This window comes from Microvirga sesbaniae, assembly GCF_025460805.1.
Lineage (GTDB): Bacteria > Pseudomonadota > Alphaproteobacteria > Rhizobiales > Beijerinckiaceae > Microvirga > Microvirga sesbaniae.
This window is the reverse complement of the sequence record NZ_JAMXFJ010000122.1, coordinates 1-875: the sequence shown is the minus strand read 5'-3', so window position 1 is coordinate 875 and position 875 is coordinate 1. Positions and strand designations below refer to the sequence as shown.

Here is an 875-nt window from a genome sequence, read left to right as displayed (position 1 = left end):
CTAGGTCCAATCGACATTCAGGATTCACTTTGAGGGTGATTTGTGATTCCTGGGGCCCTGGATTTGCTGATCTGGTGCCTGACCCATGGCCAAGCCGAAGCGTTATGAGCTGACAGCCGTCCAGTGGCGGCGGATCGAAAAGCTGTTGCCGGGCAAGGCGGGCGATCCCGGACGCACGGCGCAGGACAATCTGACCTTTGTGAACGGCGTCTTGTGGGTGCTGCGCTCCGGCGCGCACTGGCATGACCTGCCGGAGCGCTATGGCAAGTGGAAGACCCTGCACAAACGCTTCACCCGCTGGGCCCGGGCCGGGGTGTGGGAGAAGGTATTCGACCACCTCATCGAGGATCCGGACAACGATTATGTCGCCCTTGATTCCACCCTGGTGCGCGCCCACCAGCAGGCGGCCACCGGCAAGGGGGGCGGCCAAAAAGGGGGGACCAGGCTCTGGGGCGCTCCCGAGGCGGACTGACCACCAAGATCCACATGGCCGTCGATGGCCAAGGGCGTCCGCTGCGCGTGATTGTGACGCCCGGCCAGCGTGGCGATGTCACCCAGGCCGCCGCCTTGCTGGCGGGTTTGACGCCCAGGCGGGTCCTGGCTGACAAAGCCTACGACGCCAATGCCCTGCGCCAGATCATCGCCAGCATGAACGCCGAAGCGGTGATCCCGTGCAATCCCACGCGAAAGGTCCTGATCCCTTATGACTGTGAGGCCTACAAGGCGCGCAACCTGATCGAGCGCTGCTTCAACAAACTCAAACATTGCCGCCGTATTGCCACCCGTTATGACCGAAGGACCGCAAACTTCCTCAGCTTCATTCTGATCGCCGCGGCACTACAATGGATGCGCTGAATGTCGATTCAGCCTAGAGC

Annotated in this window: 1 pseudogene; it reads left to right on the top strand. The window is 62.3% G+C overall.

The window, feature by feature from the left end:
* Positions 1-85 precede the first annotated feature (85 nt).
* Positions 86-855 (top strand): annotated as a pseudogene (locus OCW50_RS33080) (IS5 family transposase).
* The last annotated feature ends 20 nt before the right edge of the window (positions 856-875 follow it).